Source organism: Niallia yueguangensis (assembly GCF_052663115.1).
In genome coordinates this window covers 85,882-111,020 of sequence record NZ_JBQTCX010000001.1, presented here as the reverse complement: position 1 = coordinate 111,020, position 25,139 = coordinate 85,882, and the positions used below count along the sequence as shown (strand labels likewise).

The following is a 25,139-nucleotide window of genomic DNA, read 5'->3' as shown; positions in this document are numbered from 1 at the left end:
AATACAGTTAACATTATATAGCATATCTTTACAAATAAAAAGGATTATTTTGCTAATTTATGTTTATTATTTAAACACTGGAAAATCGAAGGATAGTTCCTCCTACCTATTGTTAGTTTAATAAACAAGGACAAAAGGAATAATTTCCCATACAAACTATGTAAATATTAACACTTATTGAAAAATTATGTTTTAATAGATTTATATTCTACTAAAATTAGGAGGCAAAATATGAAAAGCAAAAGAATGAGAGCATTTGCTGTTGTATTATTAACTATTGCATTCATAGTTAGTAACATGACAATGATGAAAGCGTCTGCAGCAAGTAATACGATTCAAACAAAAGCAGAACTAATGAATGGGCAATCGATAAATGAACGATTTGCTGATGGGGAAAATACACATTGGTATAAGATAACACCTACCAACACAGATTTTGAGAATTTTACCCATTTACAATTGACATTAAGGTCACATTTGGAAATGAATATATCGGTATATTCTAGCTTGGAAAATGCCGAATCTGGATCAACATTTGATCAATATAACCGCTACAGCTATGATAAAACTCCTGCAGTAATCAACTTTCCACTAGCATGGAACGATACTTATTATATTAAAGTAGAATACTACCCTAATGAAGAAGTAACTGAAGAACCAAGTGCGAATCAAGCAATACATACGGATGAAAATGGAAAAGAAGCAATTAACACTTCTTATACGCTAGAAACAGCAGGTGTTGTATTAGCTCCATCAACCGAAACAACGGAAGAATGTCCTGTAGAGCTAAGTACAACTGATAAAAAAGATGGCCAAAGCATTTTAAATGATTTACGCACCATTCGCGACACCTTACTGTCTCAAACGGAAAATGGCAAAGAACTATCTTCTCTTTATTACAAAGCAGCTCCTTTTTTAGGTGCAAAAATGGTATGGGACAAAACGCTGCGTGAAAATATTTTAAATGATTTACGACAGCTGAAGCCTATTTATAAGGAACTTATCAATAATGGAACAAGTAGTACTTATACGTTTACAAATGCAGATGTAGTGGCCATTAATAATTTATATAAGTATACACTTGATGCAGTTCCAGCAGTTCTCAAAGATCAAATTGAAAAAATAGAAGCTAAAGTCAATATAGCTAGTTTAGAAGACAAAACCGTTTCTTCGGTTTTCACCAAATTAGGTGCGTCCACTTCTGCAATTACAAATAAATCTAATGATGATAAATATATTGTAAAACTGAAGCCTTCTATATCATTAGCAAGTTTTAAAAGACAAGCAAAATCATTAAATATTCAATCGTTTGATGATTTAGGTTCGGAAGATCAAATTGCTGACAATCTCTATGTAGTGGATTTAAAAAAGGACGTTAATCCATTTTCAACCAAACAGAAAAGCAGTGTTATTACATCCTTACAACATTCTAGAGAGGTAGAATTTATCGAACCTATAAAGCAATATAAAGCATTGCAAATAACCAAGGACGTTTCCAATAACTACCAATGGTCATTAAACAATACCGGCCAATCAGAAGGAACTTTTGGTGTGGATATTCAATTTAAATCATTGAATCCATTAATTCAGGCAAATAAACCAGCTGAAACTTTAATCGCTGTTTTGGACACAGGTGTTGACGGCAGCCTCGCTGATTTAAAGGAAAATGTTCGGTCAGACATTGGAAAGAACTACATTGCCAACAACCAGGATGCATCAGATGATAATGGACATGGTACACACGTAAGCGGGATAATTGCAGCTGCAATGGATAACAACTATTCTATTGCAGGAATTAATGGTTCTGCAAAAATTCTTCCAGTTAAAGTACTAGATGCAACAGGTGCTGGAGATTTGGAACAAATTGCAAAAGGGATTAAATATGCTGTCGACAAAGGAGCAAAGGTGATTAACTTAAGCCTTGGCGGACAATATAGCAGAACATTGGAATATATGCTTCAATATGCAAGAAGCAAAAATGTCACTGTTATTGCCGCAAGCGGTAATGATGGTTCAGGAATGCTTTCTTATCCAGCTTCTTCTAAATATGCGATTTCTGTCGGTGCATCCAATGATATGGATTTGGTCTCCGATTATTCTAATTATGGAGAAGGACTTGATTTAGTAGCACCAGGAACCAATATTCCAAGCTTAGTTCCAAACGGCAATGTAACCTATATGAGCGGCACTTCCATGGCAGCTCCCCATGTATCTGCAGTTGCTGGATTATTATTGTCCATTGATCCAAGGCTTACTCCTGCTGATGTAGAAAAACTGTTAACAGAAACAGCAAAAAATATTGCCTTTACTGAAACAGACAATACTCTCCCTGCTCAAACGGATATTTCAGATATTCCAGTTGATATGGGCCAAGAGATTCCAAATGATCCACAAATCCCACCAGTCAAGCTAGAACCAGGATATGACCTTGTTTCTGGATGGGGACGTTTGGATGCCTACCATGCAGTAAGTGCAATATATTTACATGCAAAAATAAATGCTGTCTATAACAGTTCTAAACTAATTAAAGGTACTGCACTTAGTGGCACAGAGGTTTCTGTTGCGATTGGAAAAAATGTGTACAAAAGTATAGCAGACACTAATGGTAACTTTAGAATAGAAATTCCTTCACAAAAAACAGACAGTATTATTAACGTTGCTTTTAAAAATACGATAAATGGTGCAGAAGCTAATGCTAATATTCGATTAACAGTTAAAAAAGATAAAATAGCCCCAAATGCTCCATTAGTAAATACGGTATCTGATAAAGATACAAAAGTAACGGGTAAGACTGAAGAATTTGCTACTATCACTGTTCAAGTTAATGGGAAAACGCTTGGAAAAGGAACAGCAAATATAGATGGTAACTATTCTATTTCTATTAAAAAACAGACCGCCGGTTTAAAATTAGCTGTTACGTCAACAGATAATGCCAAAAATACTAGTAAAGCTACTTATATAACCGTACTGGATAAAACGGCTCCTTCTGCTCCTTCCATCACTGGTTCTATTAATGACCAATCAGTAAAAATAACTGGAAAAGCAGAAGCTAACGCAACAATAACAATTAAAAATGGAAAAGCTGTCGTTGCAAGTGGGACTAGTAACAATAAAGGTGCTTTTACTTTAAAAATTAAAAAACAAAAAGCCGGTACAAAACTTTCGATTACAGCAACAGATAAAGCTGGAAATACGAGCAAAAAAAACAACAAGACTGTGAAAAAAGCAAAATAACTATTCAAGCAAAACAGGGTGACAACAGGTAGTCACCCTGTTTTTATTTAATTAAAAATTAATTGGAGGGACTTTTTAAGCCCTTACTAAATAATGACTTCTCCTTTTTTCGCAGCAATAAATAGTACACCGCCAAACAGATAAGAATATAAATACTGCTGTATAAATAAAGATGTCGAAATCCAACTATTTCCCCAATGACTCCAGCTAAAAAAGAGCCTATTCCAATACCAGTATCAAATAACGATAAAAAAGTAGCAGTTGCCAGTCCCCTTCGTTCTGGTTCCGCTGATTGAACCGCAATCGTTTGAAAACTAGGAAATAAGCTTCCGTACCCAAGGCCAATTAATCCTGCTGCAATAAAAAATACTGTAGCCGTATGCATATTGCTTAATACAAACATTCCTATCGAAAAAATAATAATGCATGGATAAATAATCATATTGGCACCATATTGATCAAACCATTTTCCTGCAAACGGACGGGCAAGCAGCATAATCACGGCATACATGACGAAAAAATATCCTGAAACAGAGGATAGCCCCTCTTCTTTTGCAAAAACGGAAATAAACGATAAAATCGTCGAATACACCATCCCAAATAATCCTGCAACGATGCTTATCTTAACAGCTGCGGGTTCTAAAATATTTGACAAATGAAAGGATACTTTTTTGTTCACGTATGAGGTTGATTTATTTTCTATATGCGGTACGTGAATAAAAAATCCGATTATAAAAGATAGGAATGCACAAAAACTAGCCAATAAAAACATGCTGTTTATATTCCAAGAATGTACAGCCATCAATCCGAAAAAAGGACCAATAACCATTGCTATATTCATCGACATTGAAAAGTATCCCATCCCTTCTCCCCTTCTAGAATTTGGAATTAAATCCGCCACGATCGTTCCCGCCGCTGTTGTAGCCATTCCAAAGCCAATCCCATGGATGGCACGAACGATTAGTAATCCTTTGATAGAATGTGGAAAAAAGTAAAATAAAGACACCACAAAATATATGATCAGGGATAAAATTAATATACTTTTCTTTCCAAACTTTTGCAGAACATTTCCAGCTACAGGGCGAACCGCAATAGCAGAAATTAAAAAAACGGTAACGATTAATCCTGCATTACTTTGCTGTCCATGCAATTTTTCAATTGCATAGACTGGCATTGATACCAACAAATAATAAAAAGTTAAAAATAAAAAAAAATTGCTTACGCAAATATTAATAAATCCTTTTGTCCATAATGCTTCCTTTCTCATCAGATTTTCCCCCTAGTTTTTAACCGATTCGTCCATTCGATTATTGTCTTTGTTAATAGCTCTGGTGAAGGGTGCGGAAAATTATCAAGCAATTGCTGATTTTTTTGTAATACAGCTTCTTCCCACTTTGGATATAATAATAGCGCTTTTTCTGTTAGGATAATATATTTTGTTCGTTTATCCTCCCCTTTTACTTGTAATACATATCCTCCTGCGACGAGCTTTTGTATCGTTCGTGTCATTGGTGGCGCTTCTACAGCCAAATAATCCGACAATTCCTTTTGAGTAAGTGGACCTTTCTTTTTTAACAGATAAAGAACAGACCATTGCGAACTATATAATTCAAATGGCTGCAGCGCCTCATTCAACTCTTTTGTAAGTTCCCGAGCTAACTGATGGACACTATGAAACAACCGATGCAAATCCTCCATTTATATACTCCCTTTCAAACAACAAATTAGTTATCTAGGTAACTATTAAAATAAAAAAATATCTAAGTCTTCTTTCGTTGGTTACCTAAGTAACTATATCACAAAAAAATTATATGCTGCAAGAAATATTTACCTATTGACCATAATTACATGTTTATAATTTCCACTTTTCTATTTCCTTTTTTAGAAAAATAAACTACGATAAGACAAGTGGCTTTTAGCTTAGACTGGATGAAATAATTTTGGATTGGATGTTATCATAAATGCTAAAAAAATCAATTTTATGGATATTATTTTTGACGTATCTTTTGCTATTAGTGTATTTATTATTTTTTTCTGCTTACCGGCAGTCTGTACATGGGCAACTTACTTATAATTTCATTCCATTTAAAGGAATAATGGACGAATGGCGTATGATTGATGCATTCCAAATAACGATGTTAACGAATAACTTATTTGGCAATATTCTCGCATTTATGCCATTGGGGTTTTTTATTCCTCTTTTGTTTAATGCATCCTTCGTTCGGACCATCATTCTCTCGTTTTTATTATCTTGTTTTATAGAGTTGCTGCAGCTGCTATTTTATATCGGGGTTTGTGATATTAACGATACGATTTTAAATGCCATTGGGGGAGGAGTGGGTTATTGTATTTATGCAGTTTATGTGTTTTTTACTAAACGATAAGGTGTATACCTTACTTAAAAAGGACCAGGTGAGGTTTTCAGGCTGCTCAAAAATGTTCGCTCTCTTCGTCACTCCCCGTTTTTTTTTGCGGTGCTCATTACCAGGTAAGAGAGGAAGAACGACTAAGTATGTCATGTCCTATGACAACAACGTTCTGACCAACATCCTGTTGCCCGCCGCTCCACAAAAAGGGTCGTTCCTCGATAGACAAACGTTTTCATTCAGCCTGAAATTTTGCATATTCAGTTTAGTGAAATATGATGAACAAAATAATCGCCCCAAAAACGATAAATCCTCCAATTGTTGGGCTACCATAAAATGTTCTGTTCCAACTATCATTCGTCTCTATTTTGCTTTTTTCCGTTTGCTTTCTCTCTATTCTCACTGATCTTCCCCCCTATTTAATTGTTACGATTTAGATTAATTATAGATTCATATTTAAGTACATTCACCATTTTCATAAATGCAGAACAAACTTTAAAAAAATAATAAAAAAATTCTTTGGAGCAATACTTGCTGATAAACCCCATCTTTACTTTCAAAAACTTTTTGAAACTTCGTCCAAATCGTTAATTAGTTGCCCAAAATTTTTATAGCTGGATTTCGATTGAATCTCCCACGTTAATTTTTCCCGTCTTAATAATAGATGCATAAATGCCGAAATGATTATTCCGTTCTTTTACTACTTTTTTTAACAAGGAAGGCTGTTTTTCACCTGTTTTGGGATCAACGGTGATAATCATACATCTTTCGCAAAATCCGTTTACTTGTAAAATAACTTCATCTCCTAATTTCAACTTTTGCCCAATAAGCTTTTCTTCTGTATAAGGGGAATCATTCGGAATGGTAAATACAATATTGCCTCTAAACCTTCTTTCATCAATCGTTTCTCCCCATATTTCTTCTAATGAACGAAGAGAATTCTCTGTAATCAACAGGACATGGTCTACTTCAATCGCAGGAAAAGGCACATAATCTGGCGTATGCTGTTTTGTCTGAAGTTCCTTTTCTGTATTCTTTTCAAGCTCTTGTAATAACTGTATATCTCCCCATTGAAATTTTTCACCTTTTTCGTTTGTAACCTCAACCGGTGGATACTCGTTCATATTATCCTCACCAATAAATCTCGCATTATATGTAACCATTTTCGGATATTGTGTAATCGTTAAATATTTATTGTCGTTATTCTTATCGATAAACCCATGACTTCTATCTCCGTATACTCCATAACTCATTATATTTGCAGAAGAAATACTTTCTCCTGTAAAAGATTTAACTGGATGTCGGACTAACTTTGTTATTTCTCCTATTTTCATAACAATCACCTCATACATAACCTAAAAAGGAAAAGTATTCCTTTCTTAATATTATATTATTATGAAAGGATAAATTTTTCCATAAAAAAGACCGTCTTTTCCTACTTCCAACAACTTTGCTGCTCATAACTATAATGTGGAAGTTTATTAACGGGGTGAAGAAGACAAGACGGTCTTATTTAAACCTATTATAAATGTTCTCATACCTTTAACCTTCTATTTACTTTCTTACCTATCCTTTTATGGTTTAATTTCCGTCATATTGACTGACAATAACCGTTCCGTTCTTGTATCAAAAGTTAAATCGACCAATACACCTATTTCCTTATTTTCTTTTTTTACGATTAGTTTAAATTTTTCAATTGACGTATTATTTTTTTGTTCTTTGCCGATATGCAAATAGTCAATTATTTCACTATTAGGATATTTTTCTTTCGTTTTTGTCATCGCAAGTTTCCCCCATTTCACATAAGAAGGCAAACCATTATTTGCAGATGCAGGTAATACGCCGGATAAAACGAAAATGCTAACAAGCAGTACACTTAAAATCTTTGATTTTTTCATTCAATAAAACTCCCTTCTTTTATGTTTTTAGTGTAAACATCTACTATAAAAATATGTAGAGATTTAATCCACACTGAATACAGATTTACGTCAGCCTATAGATTACCACTCCTAAAATATTTCCTATTTTAATTCTGCTTTTTTAAGTTTACATATCAATTTGGATGCGTAAAATTTTTTGCTTGCGTACTAAACATAGACTATACTTTTCCTATTCATTCGACTATTTTCCATCCATTAAGACAATTTCCGACTTTCCCGAGAAAAATCTGTCTAAATCTGCGCTTTCCCGAGAAATATTTAGGTCATTTCCTCGGTATTTGTAAGCTTTAAACGTTTATTTGCAGACTTACAATGAAAGTACATTTCATTAAAGGCTGTTTTCTAAGAGTTTGTTGTTTTGAATAAAATAATAAACATGACTGAAGTACGGAGCAGCCTGAATACACGTAGACTCCTGCTTAGAAAAGCGAGAAAGACGAGACCCCACAGGAGCATAGCGACGAGGAGGCTCGGCACTCGTCCGCGGAAAGCGAAGTGTATTCAGGCTGCGGGGTAAATAACAACTATCTATACGAAAAGAGCGTTAGAATAATCACACTAAGAAAAAATTCAAAAGTATTTGTATATTACTTTTTATTTCAGGAAAAAATGAAAACAGATAAGGAAGGAGGTATTAGAATGGAAGTAAATATGACTGCAGAAGAAGTTATGATTGCTATTCAACAACTACAATCACGTGGAGAAAATTTAACGAAGAAAAAGGTGAAGCAATCGCATCCTGATTTAATGAGACATGCTCTTCATTATTTTCCTGATTGGAATAGTGCCATTGCAAAAAGTGATTTAGCATAGTAATCGTACTAAATTAGTTTGTCTTATTTGTCAACTTCTTGCTTCCGAGACTTTAAAACATAAAATTATACATAAACTGTAACTCTGATTGTTACTTCGAAGTACAGTAAAACTTAAAATGAATAACAAACCCATAGAAATTATTTTCTCTATGGGATTTCTTTTTTACAAAATTTATATTTTCTATATTGATATTATTATTTTTTTATTGCTAAAATATAAAGAATCATGTAGGAACGAGGTTTATGTATGAAGGAATTTTTTTTACTTTTACGCAATGGAAATAAATCTGCTCTGTTAGCAGCAATAATCAATACATTGATTGCCATCATTAAAGGAGCTGCTTATATGATGACGGGGAATGTAGCCATGTTTGCTGAGACCATGCATTCCTTGGGAGATGCTGCAAATCAGCTATTTGTTTTTATTGGATCTGCACTTAGTAAAAAACAACCAACTAAAAGGTTTCCAGGCGGCTTCGGCAGACTCGTTAATTTAGTTCTTTTAGGTGCTGTTCTGATCGTCGGCATTATGTCCTATGAAACAATCACGGAAGGTTTTCAGCATCTATTCAATCCGACAGAATCGAGTGGATTCGTGTTAAATTTAATCGTATTAACGATAGCTGTATGTCTTGAATTGATCGTGCTATTTAAGGCAATGAAAGAAATAGTTCATGAACAAGGACTGTCAACTAGAGGTTGGAAGCTGTTTACCCACAGCTTTCTTTATTTAAAAAGAGCAAAACCTGCAACTAAGTTAGTCTTTTTAGAAGATGTTGTGGCAACAGGTGGTGGCTTGCTTGCCATCATTGCTGTTATTATTGCAGAATTTTCGCCGTTTGATCAAGCGGAAGGAATCGCATCTATTATTATTGGTATCATGATGTTTATTGTTGTTGGCAGAGTATTTTTAGACAATGCAGCTGGTGCAATTGGAGAAAGTGATGCAGAAATGGAAGGGAAAATTGGCATCATCGCGATGAGAGATCCTGATGTCCGTGATATCCAAGACTTAACCGTCTATAAAGAAGGAGAAAATTTCCATGTAGAATTAAGCATTGAAATTGACAGTAAATTAACAGTAGAACAAGCAGATAAGATCCGCCACCGTGTTGAAGATCAAATCTTAGAAGAAAAAGGCGTTTCAGATGTTATTATAGAATTTGATAAAGACGATGGCATACTAAAGTGGACAGTAGGTACTGAAAATAAAGAAACTTAAAGTAGACGTTTGTATATTTAACAGAAATGGCAATAAAAAGGAAAGAACACTTCTCCCCTTTTTTAAAAGTAAGCATAAAATTTTTGAAGTTAGACGAGTGTCTAGTTGCAGCGCCTAGCCCTTGGGAAAAATAACCCCATGCCTCTAAAAATAAAAAGCACTTTCCCGAGTCAAATGAACATTTTTCTTCAGGGCTGAACAAGTCGCTTCCGCTTTTCTTATTTGCCATTTTCTTTTTTTACAGCTTCTTCAAAAGGCGCATAAAACACGCCTTTTGGTGCTAATATATCCGTTTCTGATTCCTTGTCTTGTCCATTAACTTGATAAATACCTGCCGGAAAATAATCAAAATTACCTGACTCTATATGTAAATCCACATACAAATCGTCTAGTTTACGCATTAATTCAGTATAGCTTTGTTGATCTACAATGTCACCATATTCATCCAATTCGAAATTCTTTTTTATTGCTTCCTCTAATTCCGGATGTGAATCTTTAGCAACAAATAAATCCACATCACAGCACTCCATACATAATAATATTTCATCTTCTTTAATTTGTTCGTATGCATGCTGTACCATGTTTTTTAATATCGTTTGCACTTCTTTTTCATTATTAAGCAAATCGTCAACCTCCTCATAAGAAAAACGCAGGCTCATTGCTCAGCCCCGAAGAAAAGTGTTCTCTTGCCTCAAAAAGTTTTTTTACTTTTAGAGGCAAGAGGTTATCTTTCACAGGGGCTAGGCGCCGGCCGGCTAAATGCGCACAGAGGAAAATCGACTAAGTACGCCACGTCCTTTGGCAACGTCGATTGACTCGCATCCTGCGAGCCTGTGGCAACGCCGGCACTTGTACATCCTGTACGTCGGAGCTAGATACTAAACTAGGTTCGAAATTTTATGCTTTCTTATTTAAAAAAATAAATACCTTCCTAACGTTAATATAGGAAAAAATACAAAAATCACTAGTTAATGACCAGTTCACTTAACAGTCGATAAGAGTTTAACCGCTCAGAATGACTAAAAATTTGGCTATTAACAATTATTTCGTCTGCCTTCGTTTCATCTAGAAATTGCTGTAATTTTTTTTCAACTGTTTTTTGCGTTCCAACCATAGAATTTTTTAACTTCTGTTCAATAACTGCTTTTTCGTTAAAATTCCAAATATTATCCATATTGTGAACAGGTTCCTTTAAGCGTGTTGGCTTTCCTCGTATTAAACTTAATAATTGCTGTTGAGAAGATGTTGCTAAAAATTGGGCTTTTGCTTCCGATTCCGCAACAATCACATTAGCTCCTACCATCACGTAAGGCTCTTGCAACTCCGTTGATGGACGGAAGGAATTCCGGTACATTTCCAGTGCAGACAAGGTAAAATCTGGAGAAAAATGACTAGCAAAAGCAAATGGCAATCCAGATTCTCCAGCTAATTTTGCACTAAAAATACTAGAACCTAACAGCCAAAGTGGTATATGTAATCCTTCTCCAGGAATTGCACGAACTGGCAGCATAGACAGTTCATTTGGCTGAAAATATTTTTTTAGTTCCTCTAACTGGTCTGGAAAATCGCTTCCATCCCTTTTTCCACTTTTTCTAAGTGCATATGCTGTCATTTGGTCACTTCCCGGAGCCCTTCCCAACCCCAAATCAATTCGGCCTGGATACATTGATTCTAACGTACCAAATTGTTCTGCGATAACTAACGGAGCATGGTTTGGAAGCATAATACCACCAGAACCTACGCGAATCGCTTTTGTCCCCCCTGCAATATAGCCGATTAATACGCTTGTCGCACTGCTGGCTATTCCAGGCATATTATGATGTTCAGCTAGCCAATAACGGTTGTATCCCCATTTCTCAGCATGCTGAGCTAAATCCAAACTATTTTTAAAGGCAATTGCTGCCGTACTGTCTTCTGTAATTGGCGACAAATCAAGGACAGAAAATTTTATGTCTCGAAAAGCGTTTCCCATTTCTGCTTCTCCCCCTATGAGTTTAACCTTCTCTTTACTATATAACTGAGTATCCATCTTTTTCAAATATATTGAACTATATATCATTGGTTTATTTAATGGGTCTCTTAGCTTTAAGAATTGAGTCCTCATAGTTTCAGCCATATTTACTTATGTTTTTGATTATTTTTTTCCAAAAAGTCAAGCGTTTCTTGATGATATGTTTTCATCAAATACTCGATTGGCTGATAAGGAGATACAATCGGTACTTTTTTACCTTTAATAATACGAATAATTGGTTTTGCTAAAGATTTCGATTCAATTATACGCCATTTTCCATCTTTTTGCTCTAATGTTAAGTCAATAATCCCTAAATGATTTCCCCAAAAACCTGCTTGAACTGCTGGCTTGCCATTTATTTTTCCAGTATCATGTTGCACATATAAATAGCTTTTTTCTCCTTTTTTTGGGAATAAACTATGGGAATGTCCGTATAAAATAACATCGATTCCGTCTACTTTGCTAACATCTTTTACATTATTCCCTTTTTTTTCTTTTAAACCGTTATCGGACTGCAAACCTGCATGAACAAGGGCAATAATAATATCTGCTCCTTCTTTCTTCATCTTTGGGACTATTTCTTTTGCTGTTTCTTGCATATTTTTTATTTTCACTTTATGTTTTAAATGCTCTTTATCCCATTCAGCAGTTATTGGCGTAATTAATCCAAGCACTCCTACTTTTAATTTCCTTTTTTGCCCATCCTTCGTCGTTACTTCTTTATCGATGATGATATAAGGTGAAAAAAAATGAATATCATCTTGCTCATAATCATTTTGATCATCCACATAAATATTAGCATTTACAAAAGGAAAATCTGCACCTTTAATGCTTTTTAGTAAAAAATCAAGTCCATAATTAAATTCATGATTTCCAACGGTTGCTGCATCATACTTTAAAAGGTTCATACTTTTATAAGCAGGATGAATATCGGTATAGTACAGTACATGACTTGATGCCACATAATCTGCTAATGCATTTCCTTTTATTACATCGCCAACATCAAATAACAACGTATTGTCTTGATCTTTTCTCGCTTGCTGAATAAGACTAGCTGTTCTGTCTAATCCATATTCAATCGTTCTTCTTTTTTTTTCATAATCATATTCGAGAATATGAGCATGAATATCAGTCGTTTCAAGAATTCGCAACGATGCTTGAAACGACTGATTCAACTCCTTCCCGTAACCATTATTTATTGGAACGAGTAAAATAATAATAATCATTACGCACATATATTTTTTCCACATAGCAACAATCACCTCTATTACAAAAAACTTTAAGTGAAAAAATCCTTCTAATACCTAATATTGTTCACCTTTTTCTTCAAAACAACACCGAGATATTCTTTCCATTTACTATTTTGATGAAAAATGTCTACTTATTAGAAGTTTTGATAGCTTTTGTCTTGTCGCAGGAAAAGGAGCGGAAGATATAAAAATATATATACACCAACATTCTTATCAGTGCTTGAATCACTAAAACAAATAACAAGGAGCGATATTAATGAAATCCTATTCTCTTTTTGAAGTATCAAAAAAACTGACAACCTCTCGAAATACGATAAAGAAATGGGAAAAGGAATTAGAAGATGTACTATTGATTCCCCGTCGTAATAATGGGTCTAGGTATTATACAGATAAAGAATTATCACTATTAGTCGAAGCCAAAAATTTGTATGCAAATAATAGACCAAAATCAGAAGTAAAAGAAAGATTAACTATGCTTCTTCATCCAAAGCAAGAACAACCATGTTTACCATCTAATGAAGAAGTACTTCATCAACAGTCACCAAATAAAAATGCTATTGATGAAGGCTCTGCCATTGCCGAACATAATCGCAACGTATTTTTTTCTTCTTTAGAAAAATATAAAGAAGATTTTTTAGAGGAAATAAAAGAAGAAATTCAAAACTGCATTCAGAAAGATGTGTTAGAAAATATTAAGCAGGAAATAAGAATAAGCCGGTCTGAAGTGGCGAGCAGTCTATCTGCAGCGATAGAAGAATCAAATGAAAAAATCAAGGAAAATATGGAAAGTTTAGCGAGCACCATACATACAAGTGTAAACAAAAGCCAGTCAAACTTTGAAGAACTACGGGGAAACATTTGCAAGTTAACTGCCAATTCAAAAGCGGAACGGAAAACATACTCTAAACAATGGACATCCTCTCATTCTTCTTCCAAAGAAATAAAATCGATGATCGAACAATTATCAAAATCAAATGAAGTAATAAATAAATCGGTTGAACAACTGCATCAAAATGATCATTATATATTGGAAACATTGCAACTAGAACGAGAGCAGCTTCATAAAGAAATTAGAGAACGAGAACAGACCTTTCAAAATCTAGTGCAAAGTTTCCGAAATACAGCAGCAGAAAATGAGAAGAAAAAACAATGGTGGCATTTTTGGTAAAAATAATTGCTAGAGCATGGTTAACATACCTCTGACTTATTGGATCGTTATCCTTATGCTCTAGCTTTCTTACGCCAATAAATATATGGTAAAATAAATAGTTGTATCGGTAATTTTAAGCATTAGAATGAAGAGATTGGAGGAAATAATGAGTACATATAAAATATTGTTTCTTGATATAGATGGAACCATTTTACGTCCAGATGACACAATGGAAGACAGCACAAAAAAAGCGGTTCAATTAATGAAAGCACAAGGGATAGAAGTGTTTTTGGCAACAGGAAGACCACTGCATGAAATTGCTGAAATTGCTGAAACACTTAGTATTGAATCCTTTATTGGCTATAATGGTGCATATGCCATTTATAAAGGAACAGATGTATTAAAAGAACCAATAAGTCCGGAACTAGTCAAATCGTATGTACAAATCGCACAACAAAACAACAATGAATTATTTTTATATACTAGTACACATAATTTATTAACACATCCTAACAGTCCTATAACAAAAGAATTTGCAAGAAAATTTCATTTACATAAAAATAAAACTTATACGGAAGAGGAAATAGACAATATTTTAGGAATAACGATCATTCATGCAAAAGAGGAAGATATACACCGGTATGAACAGTTTGAAAACATACATTTATCACAAGTAAATATTGAAGGATTTAGACATGCTTATGATGTGATTAGTGATAAAGTGAATAAAGGGAAAGCCGTTTCGAAGATTTTAAATACACTACAATTTAAAAAAGAAGAAGCAATTGCTTTCGGTGATGGATTAAATGATAAAGAAATGTTAAGTATCGTTGGAGAAGGCTTTGCGATGGGCAATGCAGATGAACGACTATTTTCCTATGCTAAACATAAAACGACATCTGTAACAGATTCTGGTATTTATAATGGATTAAAATCACTTGGGCTGATTAAATAATTCTTGCTTAAAAGGCTCCATCATATCGATTGATGGAGCCTTTGCTCTTTTACATAATGGGCTGTTTTCGTATAGAATGTTGCTTTTAAAATCGCAGACTGAATACACTTCGTCCGTTTAGCGAGCGTCGAGCCTCCTCGTCGCATACGCTCCTGTGGGGTCTCGTCTTTCTCGCATTCCCACAGGAGTCTACGTGTATTCAGTCTGCTGAGTACTTCTTCTCCCATTTTTTTACGTAAAATACAACAAACTTTGAGAAAACAGCCTACATAATTAATTAGTCTTATCCGTACTAACTTCCACAAGATGCTGACCTATCTTTTTATCATAATAGCTTGGATTCATTTTATAAGAAATTTCAAACGGTGGAGTAGTTGCATACTCTTTTTTAATCCAATAAAACGATTCTTCTTTACTTACTTCGTTTAACTCAAGCATAATAGTTACCTCTAATGATACAAGGTGCTTATTTTTTGTGATGGAAATAGTCGGATTAGATGTTCTGACAGGTTTGTTTATTAATTTCTTATTAAAGAAAATTGAAAAATTCAGTTCGTTTCCACTTTTACTTTTTTTATTCATCTTCAGTAAAAAAGAATCTCCTAAATCTTCTAGTTTATCTTTATCCATATCCTGAATGGATAATACTAATTTTATGTACATGTTTTCAACTGGTAAAATCGTTATTTTTGTTGCGCTCATCTATATCCTCCTTGTTACTAGCAGCCCTACCTCTAATTATATGACCAAATGATGGCTAATATAACGAATACTTTAGAAAGTATAGCGTAAAGCAGTTTTTTACAGCATTTTAATATCATAGTATATAAAGAAAGATAATATCAAGACCAAAGTCGACAATTAAGCAGAAAACGAGAAAAATTTTCATCTTTTGTTTATAATTATAGTGTTAGTGTTTTTATCACAATACTAACAGTAAATAAATGCTTATCGAGGTGTATGATGAAAGAAATACAAACAGTAGAAGAATTTGAACAAATTATTCAAAATGGAGAAACCAATATTATTAAATTTTTTACTACATGGTGCCCTGACTGTACAAGAATGGACCTTTTTATTGATGATATTATCGCAGCAAATAGCGATAAAAAATGGTACAGTTTAAATAAAGACGAACTACCAAGCATTGCAGAAAAATTTGATGTAATGGGTATTCCAAGTTTATTAATTTTCAAAAACGGCGATAAAACCGGTCATTTGCATAGTGCAAATGCAAAAACACCAGAACAGGTAGAAGAATTTTTAGAAGCATATTAATACCTATTCTTATAAAGTAGAAAGAAGAGAAAGGTTTATTTTCCTTTTCTCTTCTTTTTCATTTTTAATGGATCAGCCTGTATTGCGTAACCCAGCTGCTATTCCATTAATCGTTAATAAAACTTGGTTCATTAATTCTGGATCTGGAGTTTCTTGTTCACGTAGCTGCTTAATTAATTCTACTTGGAAGAAGTTTAATGGATCCACATACGGATTACGTCTGTAAACCGATTCTTGAATGGAAGGTGTATGATCCAATAATTGCTCTTCTTCTGTAATTTGCAGCAAGATTGATTTTGTTTTATTATATTCTTCTTTAATGTTCTCATAAATTCTTTTGCCGATTTCTTCATTTTCTACTAAAGAAGAATATTCTCTTGCAGTCGTTAAATCTGCTTTCATTAATGCCATTTGCAAGTTATCAATCGTTGAACGGAAAAACGGCCATTTTTTATACATTTCTTGAAGGGTTGCTAAATGATTGTCACCCATCTGTGTATATTCATAAAGACCCGTTCCTGCTGCATACCATCCAGGTAATAACTGTCTACTTTGAGTCCAAGCAAACACCCAGGGAATAGCACGAAGATCTTCAAAGCTTGTTTTATTTTTTCTAGCCATTGGTCTAGAACCAATTTTTAAATTTCCTATTTCATTTAAAGGTGTTGCTTCTTTAAAATAAGTTAAAAAGTCAGGATCGCAGAAAACTAACGATTGGTATTTTTCTAATGCAAAAGATGAAATTTCTTCCATCGTTGATTCCCATTTTGCTTTCTCATCCAGTTTGTCATCATCTTGAGAAATATGAGCAAAAGCTGTTAACAACGTAGAAGTTGCTTGTTCAAGACTTCTAAAAGCAATATCTTCTAATAGATATCTTGAAGATAATACTTCCCCTTGCTCTGTAATTTTCACTCCATCTCCTAATGTTTCCGGTGGCTGGGATAATATGCTCTTATTTAGCGGGCCGCCGCCTCGACCGAGTGAACCGCCGCGTCCATGGAAAAATTTCAACCCAATATTATAGCCGCTTGCCATCTCATGGATTTCACGCTGCGCCTTATACAGTTTCCAGTTTGCAGTAAGTGTGCCGCCATCCTTGCTTCCATCTGAATATCCTAACATGATTTCCTGTTGATTATTATGTTGTTTCAGATGCTCTTTATAAACAGGCAGATTGAACAATGTTTCCATTATCTCTGGTCCTGCAATCAAGTCGTCGATTGTTTCAAGCAATGGTGCAACATTTAAGTGGCTTTCCACAGAACCGTCCGCATGCAAACGGTATATTCCTGCTTCTTTTGCTAATACTAACACTTCTAAAATATCACTTGGTGCTTGTGTCATACTAATTAAATATACGGAAATAGCACGTTTGCCAAACTTTTTATGCGCATCTCGAATCATCGTAAAGACTTTGATCATTTCTTGTGTTTCTTTCGAATAATCTTCGTTCAAAAGCAAAATTGGTCTTGGATTTTTTAATACTTCCTCCAGCACCTTCACTTTTTCGGCTTCACTTAAACTGCTGTAATCGTCTGTAATACGAACTTTTCTTAAAATTTCGGATATAGCAGCTTCATGTTCTCCGCTATGATTGCGAATATCTAAAGTAGCTAAGTGAAATCCAAACAGTTGAACTTGACGAATTAGTTTTTGCAGCAATTTTTGTTCATGATTTTTCGGTTGATGATTTTTGATGCTTTCTTTTATGATGATTAAATCCTGCAATAATTCATCAGCGTTTTGATAGCCTTTATCAGAGATTCCAACTTGCTTTAATCTTTCAATCATAACAGCAAATTTTCTGCGGTACACTTCTTTATCGACTGGCCACTTTTTCTCATCTGATAAGTACAATTGTTCTTCCTCATTAATCGTTTGCATTAATGTTGGACTAACTTCCACGCGGTTTGTGGAATGACTAAAACGTTTCATAAGCTCTACAACCGCATCCGTATACTTAGTTATGACTAACTGATTTTGTTTATGCAACGTTTCCCACGTTACTTCTGGTGTTACATTCGGATTTCCATCTCTGTCTCCACCAATCCACGAACCAAATGATAAAAAATTTGGAACATTCCAATTAAAGTTTGGATAGTTTTGGTGAAGCGCATCCTGTACTTCTTGATGAATCTCTGGCAAAACGTCAAATAACGTTTGATCAAAATAATACAATCCATTTCGCACTTCATCCATAACAGATGGCTTTTGAAATCGCAATTCATCCGTTTGCCACATAATCGTAATTTCATTAAATAAGTCTTCCTCTATTTTTTTACGTTCTTTTTTTGTTAATAGAGGGTTATCCGATTGTTTTAATAAATCAGCAATTCGTTTTTGAATCTCTAAAATCGATCGTTTAGTAGATTCAGTTGGGTGAGCTGTAATAATTAATTCTAATGAAAGTGTATTCAGAACTTTTTGAATTTCAGACTCAGATAAATTTTTACTTTTAAACGTCTGGATCGCACTTTGAATAGAATCTGGCTGAATGCCTTTTTCGTCTAACAGCTGATAGTCCCTTCTGCGTCTAATACGATGATTTTGTTCGGCCACATTCACTAAATGAAAATATTTGGAGAAAGCTCGAATTACTTGGCGACGCATCGGCCTTTCTAGCTTTTCCATCTCTGCTTTTAATTCATTATATGTAGATTCATTATAGTTTTGGCGAAGCTCTTTTGCTATTTTACGAATTGTTTCTACTTTCTCTAAAAGCTCCTGGCCACCATGGTGAACAAGAATTTCTCCTAATATATAACCTAATTGTTTTACATCTTTTCTTAGAGGAAGACTGCTTTCATTTACTTTTAATCTTGTTGTCATTAGATTACCATCCCTTAATCTAAATATTATTTCAAACATTATAAACTCTATAAATTAATCCTATCATTATTTTTAGAAAAATTCATTAACAATTAACGTTTATTAATAGATAGATACGATAAATCACTATTGATTCATCTAATTTTTATATCAATACGTTCTGATTAGGTAATATATGGTTAAAATTCCCTTTTTTATATCCGTGTTTTATGATAAATAAAAAACGCTGTCTCCTTTCTCAATTGGGGAAAAAGAAGACAAAACGTTGGATTAATGATGATGATGTTCTTTTTGTGGATTATAAATCACAAACCCAGGTTCTGGAACATGGAAATACTGAACCCAAACCCCGTCTAAAAAGTCTGATTCACGTGTATCTAATAATACTTCTACATCCTTATCTGTTTGTACTATTTCATCATGTTCTGTTTGCTTATCTAATTTTACATCATAATGGGCATGGTTGCCATGATGCTCTGTTATGTAAACACGGATTTTTTCTTCTTCTTTTGCCTTGCTTAACATTTGCTTCAACACTTTTTCTGCATGTCTATTTACTTTAACCTTCACCCTATCTTCCCTCCTGAATTTCTCCAATTTTTTTTACTAATATACCCTCATAGTAAACTTTTGGAAAAATGTTTGCAAATAGATTGCTTGTACAATGTAATGCTAGCAACTTTATTAGAAAAAAACCAGGATCCTCTTCACCTGGTTTTTTCTTATTATTGTCATAATTTATATGCTTCAAGTTAGGTAGCTGTCTAGCTCCAGCGCCTAGCCCCTGTGAAAGATAAACTCTTGGCTCTAAAAGCAAAAGACTCTTTTTGAGCCAAGAGAACATTTTTCTTCGGGGCTGGTCAAGTCGTTCTGCTTTTCTTATTATTCAAAAATTTCTTATCGAACCGCAACACTTTCTTGTATTTCTTTCAGCTGAATAAGCTCTTTTGCATATAAGGAGAAATTATTTTTATCCATACTATCTAATGTTTCATTCACTTTAAATTGTAAATAATTTATTCTTAATTCTAAATCCATAACAGAATAGATTTTTTCTTCCTTAACAAACTCTTCTAGTTCTTGTGAGTACATGTAAATTCTGTGATCTTTTATTAATACAAGGACCAACCAGCCAAGTGTATCCACATACTTTTGCTCATCTGTAACAGTAATAATGTCCCCTTTATGTAAATCAATCATAAAAGAATGATCTGGACTAGGACAAGTGCATTCAATTATATATTGAAATGACTTTGCGACAATGTAGTTATTTTTCATTCCCTTCCCTACCCTTCCAATTTTATCGAATGAACGCTCACTTTAGAAATGTTGTTCGTTTATTTGTTTTTATTTTAAATGAAAATGATTATCAATGTCAATTGTTTTATAATCAGAACGATAAATCTTTATTATTCTCTTATTTAAAATTCTCTCTAAAAAAGAGTAGAAGCGTTTGGTTTAGTGGAAAAGCAGTAATGTAGTGACGCTGTGGCATTATGAACATATTAATGATAGAATGAATAATGCATTTCCACTTATCAAAAAGCATAAAACATTACATTTATACTTAAATTTCGTATTTATTTTAGATATTTCCATTACATTTTGTTTAAGGAGCTTAAGATGGATAAAGTAGATATACAATTATTAAAAATTTTACAGGAAGATGGAAGAATTACGGTTAGTGATTTATCCAAACAATTAGCGTTAAGTCGACCAAGTGTTTCGGAAAGATTATTAAGACTGCAGGAAAAAGGAATCATCTTAGAATTTAGCGCAAGAGTTTCCCCTGCTATGCTAGGAAGGGAAACATTGCTTTTTATTCAAATAAGCGAATTAAAAGAAGATGCTCAAACCTTTGAAGACTATATTAAAACAGAAGAAGACATCATTGAATGTCATCGAGTGACAGGACCTATCAGCTATACGATAAAAGCAGCTGTATCTGGCATTGACGGGATGAGACAACTTGTTGATCGCTTAATACCATATGGAACGATCAATACATCAGTTATTTTAGCTTCGCCTGTACCATATAGGCATCTATTACCAATTGAAAGCACAGACTCAGAAGATTAATCTGCCGAAGAACAAAAGCGCAAGTATGTCCTGTACGTCGAAGCTAGATGCGGACCAACCGCTAAGTTTTCCACAACTCCGTTTCGTCTATAATTTTCTATAAAATTAAAAAACAGGAAAAAAGATTATTCATTCCTTTTCCTGTTTTTTTGATTTATTTTATTTAGAAAGTGATTCAATTAATCCGAATAATTCATGAAGATTTGTAATTTCAAAAGTTGGTACTACTTCATTATATTTGTTATTTTCACGATTAATCCATACAGATTTAATTCCCGCTCTATTTGCACCAAGAACGTCAGTCATTAAATTATCGCCTACCATTAATACATCTTCCTTGTTCAGCTGTACTAATGATAATGCATAATCAAATATTGATGGATCTGGCTTCCCTTTTCCAAATGCTCCAGAAATTATAATCTCATCAAAATAAGGGGCGATTTCTGGAGTAATTGTTAATTTCGTATTTTGCAAATGTGGTGAACCGTTTGTTATCAACACCAACTTGTATTTGTCCTTTAGTTGATCTAATACGGCAAACGTTTCTTCGTAAACAAAAGGAGATTCTTTTCTGAACTTAGGAAATGCTTCTGCCAACTCTTCCCCAAATTCTTTATCTTCAATTCCAATAGCTGCCAATCCTTTTGTCCAAGCATCTTTTCTGTAGAACGGAACAATGTCCTTCATTTTTCGAAATGAATCATGATCATCTAAAAATTCTCCCCATAACCCTTCAAAAGGATTGATGCCAATCATTTGTGTAAAGGAATAAGTTTCATATCCCTCATATAATGAACGGGCTTCTTTTCGCACCGCTTCTTCCATTTGTTCCAAATCTACCCCATATTTTTTTTCTGCTAGTTGACATGTTTTCACAAAAGCTTCTTTTACACTTTTTTTATCCCATAATAATGTATCATCTAAATCAAAAAATATTGCTTTCACCATTAAGCTTGTCCCCATTCTGTTATGTAGTTTAATGTCGTCCTTCAGGTATTAGATTACTAGGTTATGTTATGGATGTAAATACTTACTTCTTAGGCTATTGGCAAGCGCTTGCTTTCTTCGTTGCGCGTCTTCTTCAATAGGTTATTTTTTTTGCAAAAAAACCACTTTTAAATAATTGCTTTCTTTCAGTATGTTAATTGAACGAAAATCTGCAGGAAGCTGAAATTCCTCTACTATTTCATAACGATTAGGCTTGTTTTCAAACGCATCTAGGATAAAACGTTTAAATTTTTTCATATCAAAAGTACTGCAATTTGTAGATGCAACAATAATGCCATTTTTCTTTGTAATGCTAATTGCTTCTTTCAACAAACTAGTATAATCTTTTGCCGCACTAAATGTATGCTTTTTTGACCGAGCAAAGCTTGGTGGATCTAATATGACCATATCAAACAACAATTCTTTTTTTACTGCATATTTAAAATAATGAAAAACATCTTCTACGATAATTTTTTGTGCAGCAAGATCAATTTCATTAATAGTAAAATTTTCGGTTGTTTTTGCTCTGCTTCGATTTGCCAAATCTACACTTGTTGTCGATTTACTTCCACCTAATGCAGCAGCAACAGAAAAAGCTCCTGTATACGAAAATGTATTCAGTACATCTTTTCCTTTTGCATATTTGTCCCGGATCGTTTTTCGAACTTCCCTTTGATCCAAAAAGATTCCAACCATCGCTCCGTCATTTAAGTCAACCGAATAGTTCATGCCATTTTCTTTGACGATAATTGGAAATTTCCCTCTTTTTCCTATGACAAAATCATCGTCTTCCACATAACTGCCTTTTTGGTCAAACCGTTTTTTTTCGTAAATAGCAGAAAAGGACATACATTTTTGAAGTGCCTGAATGATCATCTCTTTAAATGCATAAATTCCTTTACTGTACCATTGAATAAGTAAATAATCGTTAAAACAATCGATGGTAAAACCGCCAATTCCGTCTCCTTCGCCGTTAAATAAACGGAATGCTGTTGTATCTTCCTGCTGTATTAATCCCTTTCTTTTTTCAATTGCTGCAAGCAGCTGTCTTTCAAAAAACTGTTCATTAATTTCTGTTTGAGAATCGAATGTTAAAATCCAGCCTACGCCTTTATTTTGAATTCCGAAATATCCTCTGCCTAGAAATTGCTTAGACTTGTTTTTTATATCAATAATTTGTCCCTCTTCTAATCCTGATACATTTAAAAGGGCCTCTTTATACAATAACGGATTTCCATTTTTTATTCCTTTTTCAAATGATGGATTTATAATTACTTCAATTGATCTCATATTGTCACCTATGTACTTTCTTTAAAAAATAAACTATTTCCATTCTTCTTATTATACATAAAAATAGAAAATCCACCTACTTTTCTATTGTTAAATCAAAAAGGTTTCTTTTCATTTATTTAATGATAAGAAACCTTTTTTGTTTATTTCGAAAAAATAATATCATCAATAATCCCGTAGACTTTTGCTTCTTCTGCACTCATATAATAATCCCGGTCTGTGTCATCAGCTACTTTTTCTATTTTTTGGCCAGTTCTTTCTGCAATAATGCCGTTAATTTGTTCTTTTAGTTTTAGAATTCTTTTTGCTGTGATTTCGATTTCCGTTGCTTGGCCTCTTGCTCCACCTAATGGCTGATGAATCATTATTTCACTATTTGGAAGAGCATATCTTTTCCCTTTTGCTCCTGCAAGAAGCAGCAGCGCGCCAAATGATGCTGCCATTCCTGTACATATAGTTCGAACATCTGGTTTTATATATTGCATTGTATCAAAAATAGCAAAACCAGCTGTTGTCGATCCTCCTGGACTGTTAATATAAAGGGAAATATCTTTATCAGGATCATCCGCTGCTAGAAATAAAAGCTGTGCCACAATATTGTTTGCAACATGATCATTAATTTCGTCGCCTAACATAATGATTCGATCTTTTAACAATCGGGAATAAATATCGTAAGACCGTTCACCGCCATTTGCTTGCTCGATAACATAAGGAATTGCACTCATTTTATTCTCCTCCTTCTGCAGTATAAGGGCTATGCAGCCATTGATAAGCCAGAATACCAGCTTCGAACTTTCATATTCTTCTGTTTTGCAGGGGCTGTTTGTAAACAAATATGATTTGATCGAATCTCTTCCAATAATAAGGATGGATCTCCTTTTTTTAACACATCATAAAAAATCCTAAAAGTCTCTACTTCTACTTCCCTTACTTTTTCTTCTTGTATAAATGATTTTTGTTTTAAATTGGTTCTTGCACGAAAAAGAATAGACTTTACTGCTCCTTCTGATGAACCAATAACCTCGGCGACCTCTTTTAAGGAATAACTGAATCCTTCTGATAACAAGTAGACAATCCCTTGTTTGGTGGTAAGCTGGTTTACAAGATGTTCTGCTAGCATCATTAAAGTATCGATTTCTTTTTTGTTGCTTTCTTTTTTATCTGGTTGATCCAGTTGCCATTTTTTATTTTTTCGTATCTCATCAATCCATTGATTATAGACCATTTTTTTTAGTAAGGCAGTGGTAATAACCTTTTCCTCATACTTTTCTAACGCTTTTAAAAATGTTTCTTGAACAATATCTTCCCTTTCCCATTTATTCATTCCAAGATATTTACAATAATTTTGCAATAAAGGATAATTTTCTGCGAAAACCATTTCCATTTTATCGGGTGTTAATTGGTCAACGTTCATGATTTCCCTCCCTTTTTCCTTTCTATAATCATAACGTTTTAAAATAGAAAAAAGATACGGGCAGAAAAAATTATTATTGCGAAAGTTTTAAAGATTATTTTTATTTTATTTAGCCTCTTTAATAAGTGTCTCAGTTTCATTTTTCCGTAATTAATTTTGGCATTTTAGTATAGTTTGTTGTTATGTAACCCACAGCAGGAATACACTTCGCTTTCCACGGGCGAATGCCAAGCCGCATCAATGCTTCGCTCCTGTGGGGTCTCGCCTATTTCACTTTTCCCGTAGGAGTCTTCGTGTATTCCTGCTGCTCAGTGCT

General features: G+C 33.9%; 24 protein-coding genes. 8 read left to right on the top strand and 16 right to left on the bottom strand.

What is annotated here, in order from left to right; genetic code table 11:
• Window positions 1-231: 231 nt before the first annotated feature.
• Window positions 232-3,234, top strand: a complete 3,003-nt coding sequence (locus ACTYA4_RS00545; RefSeq protein WP_443479586.1) for a S8 family peptidase — start codon at window positions 232-234, stop codon at window positions 3,232-3,234.
• Window positions 3,235-3,292: 58 nt separating this feature from the next.
• Here the strand turns inward: ACTYA4_RS00545 and ACTYA4_RS00540 are convergent, their stop codons facing one another.
• Together ACTYA4_RS00540 and ACTYA4_RS00535 are read right to left on the bottom strand one after the other, a co-directional pair.
• Window positions 3,293-4,501 (bottom strand): MFS transporter, encoded by a 1,209-nt coding sequence (locus tag ACTYA4_RS00540; protein WP_443479585.1) that lies wholly within the window; start codon window positions 4,499-4,501, stop codon window positions 3,293-3,295.
• Window positions 4,501-4,932 carry a MarR family winged helix-turn-helix transcriptional regulator gene (locus ACTYA4_RS00535; protein ID WP_443479584.1) on the bottom strand — a complete coding sequence of 144 codons (432 nt, stop codon included), beginning with the start codon at window positions 4,930-4,932 and terminating at the stop codon, window positions 4,501-4,503. The genes ACTYA4_RS00540 and ACTYA4_RS00535 overlap by 1 nt, the downstream gene beginning before the upstream one ends.
• 263 nt (window positions 4,933-5,195) lie before the next feature.
• Between ACTYA4_RS00535 and ACTYA4_RS00530 the strand changes: the two genes are divergently transcribed.
• Complete coding sequence (locus ACTYA4_RS00530) at window positions 5,196-5,618, top strand: VanZ family protein (RefSeq protein ID WP_443479583.1); 423 nt, start codon at window positions 5,196-5,198, stop codon at window positions 5,616-5,618.
• Between the two features lie 247 nt (window positions 5,619-5,865).
• On the opposite strand, the gene ACTYA4_RS00525 is transcribed toward ACTYA4_RS00530, so the two are convergent.
• From ACTYA4_RS00525 to ACTYA4_RS00515, 3 genes are all read right to left on the bottom strand, one after another.
• Window positions 5,866-6,003: a hypothetical protein gene (locus ACTYA4_RS00525; RefSeq protein WP_443479582.1), complete on the bottom strand. Its 138-nt coding sequence runs from the start codon at window positions 6,001-6,003 to the stop codon at window positions 5,866-5,868.
• Window positions 6,004-6,208: 205 nt separating this feature from the next.
• Complete coding sequence (locus ACTYA4_RS00520) at window positions 6,209-6,934, bottom strand: MOSC domain-containing protein (RefSeq protein ID WP_443479581.1); 726 nt, start codon at window positions 6,932-6,934, stop codon at window positions 6,209-6,211.
• Window positions 6,935-7,174: 240 nt separating this feature from the next.
• The gene (locus ACTYA4_RS00515; RefSeq protein WP_443479580.1) at window positions 7,175-7,498 is read right to left on the bottom strand and encodes a DUF3889 domain-containing protein; all 324 of its coding nucleotides are present in this window, start codon (window positions 7,496-7,498) and stop codon (window positions 7,175-7,177) included.
• A 681-nt stretch (window positions 7,499-8,179) separates the two neighbouring features.
• Here ACTYA4_RS00515 and ACTYA4_RS00510 point away from each other — a divergent pair.
• Both ACTYA4_RS00510 and ACTYA4_RS00505 read left to right on the top strand, forming a co-directional pair.
• Window positions 8,180-8,353 (top strand): hypothetical protein, encoded by a 174-nt coding sequence (locus ACTYA4_RS00510; protein ID WP_443479579.1) that lies wholly within the window; start codon window positions 8,180-8,182, stop codon window positions 8,351-8,353.
• Between the two features lie 249 nt (window positions 8,354-8,602).
• Complete coding sequence (locus tag ACTYA4_RS00505; RefSeq protein ID WP_443479578.1) at window positions 8,603-9,577, top strand: cation diffusion facilitator family transporter; 975 nt, start codon at window positions 8,603-8,605, stop codon at window positions 9,575-9,577.
• Between the two features lie 218 nt (window positions 9,578-9,795).
• Here the strand turns inward: ACTYA4_RS00505 and ACTYA4_RS00500 are convergent, their stop codons facing one another.
• From ACTYA4_RS00500 to ACTYA4_RS00490, 3 genes are all read right to left on the bottom strand, one after another.
• Window positions 9,796-10,200 (bottom strand): hypothetical protein, encoded by a 405-nt coding sequence (locus ACTYA4_RS00500; protein WP_443479577.1) that lies wholly within the window; start codon window positions 10,198-10,200, stop codon window positions 9,796-9,798.
• Between the two features lie 341 nt (window positions 10,201-10,541).
• Entirely contained in the window at window positions 10,542-11,549 is a 1,008-nt protein-coding gene (locus tag ACTYA4_RS00495) for an LLM class flavin-dependent oxidoreductase (RefSeq protein ID WP_443479576.1), read from the bottom strand.
• Between the two features lie 146 nt (window positions 11,550-11,695).
• The gene (locus tag ACTYA4_RS00490; RefSeq protein ID WP_443479575.1) at window positions 11,696-12,838 is read right to left on the bottom strand and encodes a metallophosphoesterase; all 1,143 of its coding nucleotides are present in this window, start codon (window positions 12,836-12,838) and stop codon (window positions 11,696-11,698) included.
• A gap of 256 nt (window positions 12,839-13,094) precedes the next feature.
• On the opposite strand from ACTYA4_RS00490, the gene ACTYA4_RS00485 reads away from it, so the two are divergent.
• Together ACTYA4_RS00485 and ACTYA4_RS00480 are read left to right on the top strand one after the other, a co-directional pair.
• Window positions 13,095-14,006 carry a MerR family transcriptional regulator gene (locus tag ACTYA4_RS00485; protein WP_443479574.1) on the top strand — a complete coding sequence of 304 codons (912 nt, stop codon included), beginning with the start codon at window positions 13,095-13,097 and terminating at the stop codon, window positions 14,004-14,006.
• Window positions 14,007-14,154: 148 nt separating this feature from the next.
• Window positions 14,155-14,943, top strand: coding sequence for an HAD family hydrolase (locus ACTYA4_RS00480; RefSeq protein ID WP_443479573.1), 789 nt, complete (start codon window positions 14,155-14,157; stop codon window positions 14,941-14,943).
• Between the two features lie 273 nt (window positions 14,944-15,216).
• Here the strand turns inward: ACTYA4_RS00480 and ACTYA4_RS00475 are convergent, their stop codons facing one another.
• Window positions 15,217-15,645, bottom strand: coding sequence for a hypothetical protein (locus ACTYA4_RS00475; protein ID WP_443479572.1), 429 nt, complete (start codon window positions 15,643-15,645; stop codon window positions 15,217-15,219).
• A gap of 261 nt (window positions 15,646-15,906) precedes the next feature.
• Here ACTYA4_RS00475 and ACTYA4_RS00470 point away from each other — a divergent pair, with 261 nt between their 5' ends.
• Complete coding sequence (locus ACTYA4_RS00470; RefSeq protein WP_443479571.1) at window positions 15,907-16,221, top strand: thioredoxin family protein; 315 nt, start codon at window positions 15,907-15,909, stop codon at window positions 16,219-16,221.
• A 72-nt stretch (window positions 16,222-16,293) separates the two neighbouring features.
• Here the strand turns inward: ACTYA4_RS00470 and ppc are convergent, their stop codons facing one another.
• The 3 genes from ppc to ACTYA4_RS00455 form a co-directional block, all read right to left on the bottom strand.
• Complete coding sequence (gene ppc, locus ACTYA4_RS00465; RefSeq protein WP_443479570.1) at window positions 16,294-19,053, bottom strand: phosphoenolpyruvate carboxylase; 2,760 nt, start codon at window positions 19,051-19,053, stop codon at window positions 16,294-16,296.
• A 270-nt stretch (window positions 19,054-19,323) separates the two neighbouring features.
• On the bottom strand, window positions 19,324-19,623 hold the full coding sequence (locus tag ACTYA4_RS00460) for an iron-sulfur cluster assembly accessory protein (protein WP_443479569.1): 300 nt from the start codon (window positions 19,621-19,623) through the stop codon (window positions 19,324-19,326).
• Window positions 19,624-19,950: 327 nt separating this feature from the next.
• Complete coding sequence (locus ACTYA4_RS00455; protein ID WP_443479568.1) at window positions 19,951-20,331, bottom strand: hypothetical protein; 381 nt, start codon at window positions 20,329-20,331, stop codon at window positions 19,951-19,953.
• A gap of 345 nt (window positions 20,332-20,676) precedes the next feature.
• On the opposite strand from ACTYA4_RS00455, the gene ACTYA4_RS00450 reads away from it, so the two are divergent.
• Complete coding sequence (locus tag ACTYA4_RS00450; RefSeq protein WP_443479567.1) at window positions 20,677-21,132, top strand: Lrp/AsnC family transcriptional regulator; 456 nt, start codon at window positions 20,677-20,679, stop codon at window positions 21,130-21,132.
• Window positions 21,133-21,291: 159 nt separating this feature from the next.
• On the opposite strand, the gene ACTYA4_RS00445 is transcribed toward ACTYA4_RS00450, so the two are convergent.
• From ACTYA4_RS00445 to ACTYA4_RS00430, 4 genes are all read right to left on the bottom strand, one after another.
• Entirely contained in the window at window positions 21,292-22,080 is a 789-nt protein-coding gene (locus ACTYA4_RS00445) for an HAD family hydrolase (RefSeq protein WP_443479566.1), read from the bottom strand.
• A gap of 141 nt (window positions 22,081-22,221) precedes the next feature.
• Window positions 22,222-23,409 (bottom strand): class I SAM-dependent rRNA methyltransferase, encoded by a 1,188-nt coding sequence (locus ACTYA4_RS00440; protein ID WP_443479565.1) that lies wholly within the window; start codon window positions 23,407-23,409, stop codon window positions 22,222-22,224.
• Between the two features lie 143 nt (window positions 23,410-23,552).
• Window positions 23,553-24,155, bottom strand: coding sequence for an ATP-dependent Clp endopeptidase proteolytic subunit ClpP (gene clpP / locus ACTYA4_RS00435; protein WP_443479798.1), 603 nt, complete (start codon window positions 24,153-24,155; stop codon window positions 23,553-23,555).
• Between the two features lie 8 nt (window positions 24,156-24,163).
• Window positions 24,164-24,823 carry a sigma-70 family RNA polymerase sigma factor gene (locus ACTYA4_RS00430; RefSeq protein ID WP_443479564.1) on the bottom strand — a complete coding sequence of 220 codons (660 nt, stop codon included), beginning with the start codon at window positions 24,821-24,823 and terminating at the stop codon, window positions 24,164-24,166.
• Window positions 24,824-25,139: the final 316 nt, after the last annotated feature.